Below are 7,910 nucleotides of genomic sequence, written 5' to 3' on the forward strand. Positions count from 1 at the left end.
TCCGTCACCGCAATCAGAACGTAAAGTTCTTGAGCGCATCGGGCATGCCCTGCGCCATCGCCGCCTGCTCCTTCGCGATGTAGGTCTGCGAATCCCACAGCTCGAAGTGACTACCCATTCCCAACAACATGACTTCCTTTTCCAGTCCGGCTGCCATCCGCAGCTCGGGCGATACGAGAATCCGGCCCGCGCTGTCGAGATCGACATCCATCGCATTGCCGAGAAAAATTCGTCGCCACCAATGGGCGTCCATCGGCAGCGCGGCGATCTTGGCGCGGAATACTTCCCATTCGGGGCGCGGAAACAGCAACAGGCAGCCGTCCGGGTGCTTGGTCACAGTCACCCGTCCTTCTGCCTGTCCTTGCAGCGCTTCGCGATAGCGAGACGGCACCGACATCCGCCCTTTCGCATCGAGCGTCAGCGCCGACGCCCCTTGGAACACTTTCCGCTCTCCCGTTCAGGGCACCGAAGCACCCGCCCAACGCTCAAGAATTTAGCCCGAACAGCCCGCCAAATCACACAAAAATACACTTTCTCACACTGTCTCCCACTTTAGAGGAAGGGTTTGGCACGGTCAAGGGAGCGGCCCGGTTTTTTGACGAATTTTGTTAGTTAGAACAAGGACTTACGCGCACATGCTCATGCCACCCCTCATTCCAAAAACCGTTATAAATGAATGGGCTAGGGAAGCTTGTGAAGGTGATACGTGAGAAAGGCGGGCCAGACTGGTGTGCGGACGGGACTTTCGGGGGCGGGAAAACGCGGAAAAAACGGGCGGTATCGGGATCGGCGGACCGGAGCGACGTCGTGCGTCGCCCCGGTCCGGATTTCAGAGATAGTACGCTGTGCTCGTCATGACTTTCGACGCGGCGCGCATCAGCATCCGCGCGGGCAGCGGCAGTTCGACCCCGCCGGCGTCGGTCGCGGCCTTGCCGTGCTTGACCTCGTCGAGCCGCATCTGCTCGACGATCGCGCGCGACGCCGTATCGGGGGCCGGCAACTCGGAAAGGTGCCCGTCGAGATGGCTCTCGACCTGACGCTCCGTCTCCGCCATGAAGCCGAGGCTGACCTTGTCGCCCAGCGTGCCGGCCGCGACGCCGACCACGAGCGCGCCGGCATACCACAGCGGGTTGAGCAGGCTCGGACGCGAATCGAGCTCCTTCAGCCGATGTGCGGTCCACGCGAGGTGATCCTCCTCCTCGCGTGCAGCTTCCTCGAACATCGCTTTCGACGACGACGAGCGCGCGGTCAGCTTCTGCGCCTGATAAAGCGCCTGCGCACAGACCTCGCCGACGTGGTTCACGCGCATCAGCCCGGCGGCATGCGCGCGCTCCGCGGGCGTCAGTTCGCCGGCGGGCGGCTCCGCCGGCACGGGCACCGGGCGGCTCATCCGGCTAATGCCGGTCAGCGATCGCAAGCCGCGATCGAATTCGCTGATCAGTTCATCCAACACCATCCTGTTCTCCTGGCTGCGTGTGCCGCCGCGGGCGGCAAAGGCACGTGCTCCGCTGCGTAACCGACTTGATTATTCAGCGGAAATTGCGGTTAACCCGTGATTTTAACCATTGTTGCATAAAGGAAACATGGCGACCTTGAGCCACGGCATTTCGCTTTGTCCGAAAAATCGGTTTTGCTACATTACGTGCGACTTCTTGCGAAGTTGATGGGGCCCGTCAACACAACAACTATCCGCCCCGCCAAAAAAATTCAGTGATTCTTGGAGATCCGTTAATGAAAAAGTCGCTTCTCGCGCTCGTCGCGCTGGGCGCGTTCGCTGGCGCAGCTCATGCGCAAAGCAGCGTGACGCTTTACGGCATCATCGATGAAGGCTTCATCTTCAACAACAACGCGAAGGGCGGCCACCTGTACGGTCTGTCGAGCGGCGTGATGCAAGGCAGCCGCTTCGGCCTGCGCGGTACTGAAGATCTGGGCAGCGGCCTGAAGGCGATCTTCGTGCTCGAGAACGGTTTTGACGTCAACTCCGGCAAGCTCGGCCAAGGCGGCCTGATGTTCGGCCGCCAGGCTTACGTCGGCCTGTCGAGCCAGTTCGGTACGGTCACGCTGGGTCGTCAGTACGACTCCGTCGTCGACTTCGTCGGCCCGCTCGAGGCAGGCGACCAGTGGGGCGGCTACATCGCTGCTCACCCGGGCGACCTCGACAACTTCAACAACGCATACCGTGTGAACAACGCGGTCAAGTACACGAGCCCGACCTACGGCGGCTTCTCGTTCGGCGGCATGTACAGCTTCGGCGGTCAAGCCGGCCAGTTCTCGAAGAACCAGGTCTGGTCGCTCGGCGCCGGTTACAACAACGGCCCGCTGGTGTTGGGTGTCGGCTACTTGAACGCACGCACGCCGGCAAACTTCGGCGGCATGTTCAACACCGGCGCGTCGGCTGCCGCGACGGCCGTGTCGTCGCCGGTCTACGGCGCGTACGCGAACAGCGCGAACACGTACCAGGTCATCGGCGCGGGCGGTGCGTATACGTTCGGCGCAGCGACGATCGGCGCGACATACTCGAACACGAAGTTCAAGGGCTTCTCGGTTGGTCCGTTCGTGAACCAGACCGCGACGTTCAACAACGGCGAAATCAACTTCAAGTATCAGCTGACCCCGGCGCTGATCGTCGGCGCCGCGTATGACTACACGCAAGGCAGCAAGATCGACGGCAACTCGGCAGCCAAGTACCACCAGGGTTCGCTGGGCGTCGACTACTTCCTGTCGAAGCGCACGGACGTCTACGTGATCGGCGTGTACCAGCATGCATCGGGCAACGCGCTCGACGCGGCAGGCAACGTCGTTCAGGCACATGCTTCGATCAACGGTCTCGACCCGTCGACGACCAGCAACCAGGTCGCAGCCCGGGTCGGCATCCGTCACAAGTTCTAATCAGCTTGCCTGACAAGCCGCAGCATATTGAAGGCGCCTTCGGGCGCCTTTTTCTTTTTGGCGCCGGGAAGCGAAGCCGGGAACGGAACGGTCGGAGCACGCCGCGTTGACTGCAACGTATCGTTCGCGGGGCTCCATCGACGCGCGCGCCTTAGCCGATTGCTCACGGAATGCGCCGAGCGCCATTCAGCGTGGGCAACCCGGTTGAGGCGTTCCATCGGCTGCGACGCGCCCGGTCGAACGCGCGTCGTTCCGGCGATAGCCGAATCGGTGCGTCGCAACCCCGATGCCGGCATCACAAACGAAAAAGCCCGGCACAGGCCGGGCTCGTTGTTCGACTTCGGTGTTACGCGCGTCCGTCGCGCAATTCGCGCCGCAGGATCTTGCCAACGTTCGTCTTCGGCAGCTCCGTGCGGAACTCGACGAGTTTCGGCCGCTTGTAGCCGGTGAGCCGCTCCTTGCAGTACGCGAGGATGTCCTTGTCGGTAAGCGCCGGATCCTTCTTCACGACGAACAGCTTCACGGCTTCGCCCGAGTGCTCGTCCGGCACGCCGACCGCCGCCACCTCGAACACGCCCGGGTGGGACGCCACCACGTCCTCGACCTCGTTCGGATACACGTTGAAGCCGGATACCAGGATCATGTCCTTCTTCCGGTCGACGATCTTCACATAACCGCGCGCGTCCATCACGCCGACGTCGCCGGTCTTGAAGAAACCGTCCGGGAACATGACCTTCGCGGTTTCATCCGGACGGTTCCAGTAGCCGGCCATGACCTGCGGTCCGCGGATGCAGATCTCGCCCGGCTCGCCGAGCGCGACGTCGGTGCCGGCATCGTCGCGAATGGCAATCTCGGTCGACGGCAGCGGCAGGCCGATCGTCCCGCTGTACTCGGTCGCCGTCACGGGATTGCAGGTGGCAACCGGCGACGTTTCGGACAGGCCATACCCTTCGACGATCGCCGTATGGGTCTTCTCATACCAGCGCTTCGCAACGCCTTCCTGGATCGCCATGCCGCCGCCGTTGGCGATCGCAAGCTTCGACAGGTCGAGCTGGTTGAATTCGGGATGGTTCAGCAGCGCGTTGTACAGCGTGTTGACGGCCGGGATCGTCGAGATCTGGTAACCCTTCAGCTCCTTGATCATGCCGCCGATGTCGCGCGGGTTCGGAATCAGGATACCCATGCCGCCCGTGCGCATCGTCAGGAAACCGCAGACCGTCAGCGCAAACACGTGATAGAGCGGCAGCGCGACGACCGTCACGAACTGCTTCACGTCGGGGTACTTCTCGTGTGCGGGATGGTGCCACGCGCCGGCCTGCAGCACGTTCGACACGATGTTCCGGTGCAGCAGCGTCGCGCCCTTCGCGACACCCGTCGTACCGCCCGTGTACTGGAGGAACGCGACGTCGTCGGGGCCGAGCTTCTGCGGCTTGAAGGTCTGGCGGGCGCCTTCCGACAGCGCGGCCTTGAAGCGCGTAAACGACGGAAGCTGCCAGGCCGGCACCATCTTCTTCACGTTGCGCACGACGTAATTGACCAGCCAGCCCTTGATGCCCAGCAGGTCACCCATCGACGCGACCACCACATGCTTGACCGCGGTATTGGCGATGACGGCCTGCAACGTCGACGCGAAGTTCTCGAGGATGACGATCGCCTCCGCCCCGCTGTCCTTCAGCTGATGTTCGAGCTCGCGCGGCGTATAGAGCGGGTTGACGTTGACGACGGTGTAGCCTGCGCGCAGCACCGCGACGATCGCCACCGGATATTGCAGCACGTTCGGCATCATGAGGGCGACGCGCGCGCCGCGCGTCAGACCGCGCGACTGCAGCCACGCGCCGAACTGGCGCGACAGCGCATCGAGCTCGCCGTACGTGATGCTCTTGCCCATGCAGACGAACGCCTTGCGATCGCGATACTGCCTGAAGCTTTCGTCGAGGAGATCCGGAATGGAAGGATACGGGGACGCGTCAATTTCGGCTGGAACGCCGGGTGGGTACGATTTCAGCCAAATTTTGTCCATACTGCGCGTCTCCTCACAGATTTTCGAATGGTCGTGCTAAAACGCATCGTAACGGCTCGCCCGTCCCGAGACAACAGAGTTAGATGCCCACTTCCAACTTTCGAATGATTTCGTCTGATCATATCTCGAAGTTCGGTCAAATCCGCTCAACTTCGACGAGACAATCGTAAAACGTCGCCGAGTTGCCGAGATCGGTCAGCGCCTGGCTCGTCACTTCGTTCGCGTTGCGCCCATCCGCCGATAATTTCTTCCACCAGATCGACAGCCCGACGACGAGCCCCTCCCGCGCGCGATCGGTCACTCTCGCGACCGCCTGCATCGAGCCGCGGTCGTTGAAGATGCGCACGACATCGCCCTCCCGGATGCCGCGCGCATCGGCGTCGGCCGGGTGCAAGTCGAGATGCGGCTGGCCTTCCGTGCTGCGCAGGCTCTCCACGTTGACGAACGTGCTGTTCAGGAAATGCCGTGCAGGCGGCGAAATCATGGCGAGCGGATAGCGGGCGGCGAGTTCGGGCGCGGCCTCCGCTGATTCGAACGGCGGCAGGTAATCGGGCACCGGGTCCATGCCCATCTGTTCGAGTCGCGCGCTATGGAACTCGCATTTGCCGGACGGCGTACGGAAGCCGCCATTCGCGAAAGGCGCGTCCGCCACCTTGAGCTTTAGCCAGCCGGCACGCTTCAACGTATCCCAATTGCTGTCGAGCGCCGGGTCGTCCCAACGGAGCGCGGCCTGCGCGACCTCTTCATCGCTGTGGAAAAGCGCGGGCTCGTCGAGCCCCATGCTGCGGGCAATGCCGCGAAAGATTTCAGTGTTCGGCCGTGCGTCGCCGACCGGCGGAATCGCCGGCAGATTCGCCATCACATAGGTGTGGCCGTACGACTTGTGGACGTCGAGATGCTCGAGCTGGGTCGTGGCCGGCAACACAATGTCGGCGAAATCGGCCGTATCTGTCTTGAAGTGCTCGAGAACGACCGTGAACAGATCTTCTCGCGCGAACCCCGCCGCTACTTTCGACGAGTCGGGCGCGACGGCGACCGGATTCGAATTGTAGACAATCACCGCTTCGACTTTCGGCCCGAAAGCCGCATCGCCCGGATTCAGCAACGCGTCGCCGATCGCGTTCATGTTGATGATGCGCGGCAGCTTGTGCGGCCAGCCGGGCATCAGATCGGGGCGCAGCAGCGCCGCCCGATTGACCGGCGCCGATTCCGACGACGACAGCAGCAGCCCGCCGGCCCGGTCGCGCCACGCGCCCGTGAGCGCAGGCAGGCTCGCGACTGCGCGCACGGCATTGCCGCCGCCGCGTACGCGCTGCATGCCGTAATTGAGGCGGATCGCTGCCTTGCGGGTCGCGCCGTAACGACGTGCGAGTTCGATCAGCTCCGACGCTTCGATGCCGCAGATCCGTGCGACACGTTCCGGCGGATAGGACAGGGCTCGCGCCTTGAGCGCATCGAAGCCGAGCGTATGACACGCGATGTAGTCGTGATCGAGCAGATCTTCGGTAATCAGCACATGCATCATCCCGAGCGCGAACGCACCATCGGTGCCCGGTTTCAAAGCGATGTGCTGGTGACATTTCTCCGCCGTGAGCGAGCGGTACGGATCGATCGCAACCAGACGGGCGCCGCGACGCTTGGCTTCCTGCGCGCGGGTCCAGAAATGCAGGCTCGATGCGATGGGATTGGCGCCCCAGATCAGGATCAGCTCGCTTTCCTCGAAATGCTCGAGATGCATGCCGACGCTTCCGCCGTACGTATAGCGCAGCCCTGCCGCGCCGGCCGCGGAGCAAATTGCCCGCTCGAGCCGCGACGCGCCGAGTTTGTGGAAGAACCGCTGCGCAATGCCTTCGCCCTGCACAAGCCCCATCGTTCCCGCATAGCTGTACGGCACGATCGCCTCCGGCGCGCGCGCGGCGATTTCACCGAGGCGGCGACCAATCTCGTCGAACGCTTCGCTCCAGCTGATCGGCGCGAAACGCCCTTCTCCCTTCGCGCCGACGCGCTTGAGCGGAACGGTAAGACGGTCCGGATGATGAACGCGGTCCGCATATCGGCTGACTTTCGTACATAACACGCCTTGCGTGGGCGGATGGTCGGGATCGCCCGTGACCTTGATCGCCCGGCCGTTTTCGACGGTCACGCGCATTGCGCACGTGTCCGGACAATCGTGTGGGCATACGGCCCGAGCTATCTGAGTGGCGGCGTTCATCGTTCCGAATGCATCTGGGTAGAGAGGATTCGCAAATTTTACGTGGACGGGCCGAATAAGACGTCAATTCGTATGAATTTCCCGTCTATTTTGGAGAAAGGCAGTAACGGAGGATGTGAATATCGACGGTGGAGCGGCTTCGAACGGCCGGTGCGGTGGTACGGGTGCGGAAGCAACCTTGATCGCGGTTTCGCTACGTCGACCCGGATCGCAGGTTTGATCGGAGATAGAGACGAATAGGCCCGTGAACTGATCAGGATGACGGAATCTGGCGGGTGGGCGTTACAACTTGAGCGACAACAGGGGGAATCCGATTGCTTGAGCACACTCGGAATACCGCGCGCATTTGCATTCGAGAGGCCGACATGGCCGGCCCGCCGGCGCCAGCGCACCCGCCTCGCTGCGGTCGCTCTTTTCCGCCGCCCAAATGCAAAAACCCCCGCCTTGTCGGGCGGGGGTTCTTGGCTTAGGGAGCCTGACGATTACCTACTTTCACACGGGAATCCGCACTATCATCGGCGTAGAGTCGTTTCACGGTCCTGTTCGGGATGGGAAGGGGTGGGACCGACTCGCTATGGTCATCAGGCAAAGAGGGTTGTCACGTTGCTTCGCAACGCGACCAATCTGGGAAGAAGCAGTAATTTTGAGTTGTGTGTATCACACACGAGAATCCAACCGGTCCGACGCGCTCCGTTAGCGCGAAACAGACTTGTTATAGGATCAAGCCTTACGGGCAATTAGTATCAGTTAGCTGAACGCATTACTGCGCTTACACACCTGACCTATCAA

At 62.2% G+C, this 7,910-nt stretch carries 5 protein-coding genes and 2 rRNA genes; 1 reads left to right on the forward strand and 6 read right to left on the reverse strand.

All coding sequences use genetic code 11. The features are described from left to right. Nucleotides 1–13: 13 nt before the first annotated feature. Nucleotides 14–442, reverse strand: coding sequence for a division/cell wall cluster transcriptional repressor MraZ (gene mraZ, locus ACVK00_RS20775; protein WP_006752433.1), 429 nt, complete (start codon nt 440–442; stop codon nt 14–16). Nucleotides 443–829: 387 nt separating this feature from the next. Beyond that, nucleotides 830–1,456, reverse strand: coding sequence for a 2-polyprenyl-3-methyl-6-methoxy-1,4-benzoquinone monooxygenase (coq7, locus tag ACVK00_RS20780; protein WP_228906731.1), 627 nt, complete (start codon nt 1,454–1,456; stop codon nt 830–832). A gap of 275 nt (nt 1,457–1,731) precedes the next feature. Here coq7 and ACVK00_RS20785 point away from each other — a divergent pair, with 275 nt between their 5' ends. Beyond that, a complete protein-coding gene (locus ACVK00_RS20785) occupies nt 1,732–2,889 on the forward strand; it encodes a porin (RefSeq protein ID WP_228906729.1) in 1,158 nt (385 codons plus the stop codon). A gap of 346 nt (nt 2,890–3,235) precedes the next feature. Here ACVK00_RS20785 and ACVK00_RS20790 read toward each other — a convergent pair whose 3' ends face one another. The 4 genes from ACVK00_RS20790 to ACVK00_RS20805 all read right to left on the reverse strand — a co-directional run. Continuing rightward, nucleotides 3,236–4,909: a long-chain fatty acid--CoA ligase gene (locus tag ACVK00_RS20790; protein WP_228906727.1), complete on the reverse strand. Its 1,674-nt coding sequence runs from the start codon at nt 4,907–4,909 to the stop codon at nt 3,236–3,238. A gap of 136 nt (nt 4,910–5,045) precedes the next feature. Then, entirely contained in the window at nt 5,046–7,121 is a 2,076-nt protein-coding gene (locus ACVK00_RS20795) for a molybdopterin-containing oxidoreductase family protein (RefSeq protein ID WP_284895116.1), read from the reverse strand. A 473-nt stretch (nt 7,122–7,594) separates the two neighbouring features. Next, nucleotides 7,595–7,707 (reverse strand): 5S ribosomal RNA (rrf, locus tag ACVK00_RS20800). Between the two features lie 130 nt (nt 7,708–7,837). Continuing rightward, a 23S ribosomal RNA gene (locus ACVK00_RS20805) occupies nt 7,838–7,910 on the reverse strand; the annotation flags it as partial.

It is taken from the genome of Burkholderia sp. PvR073 (assembly GCF_054055695.1).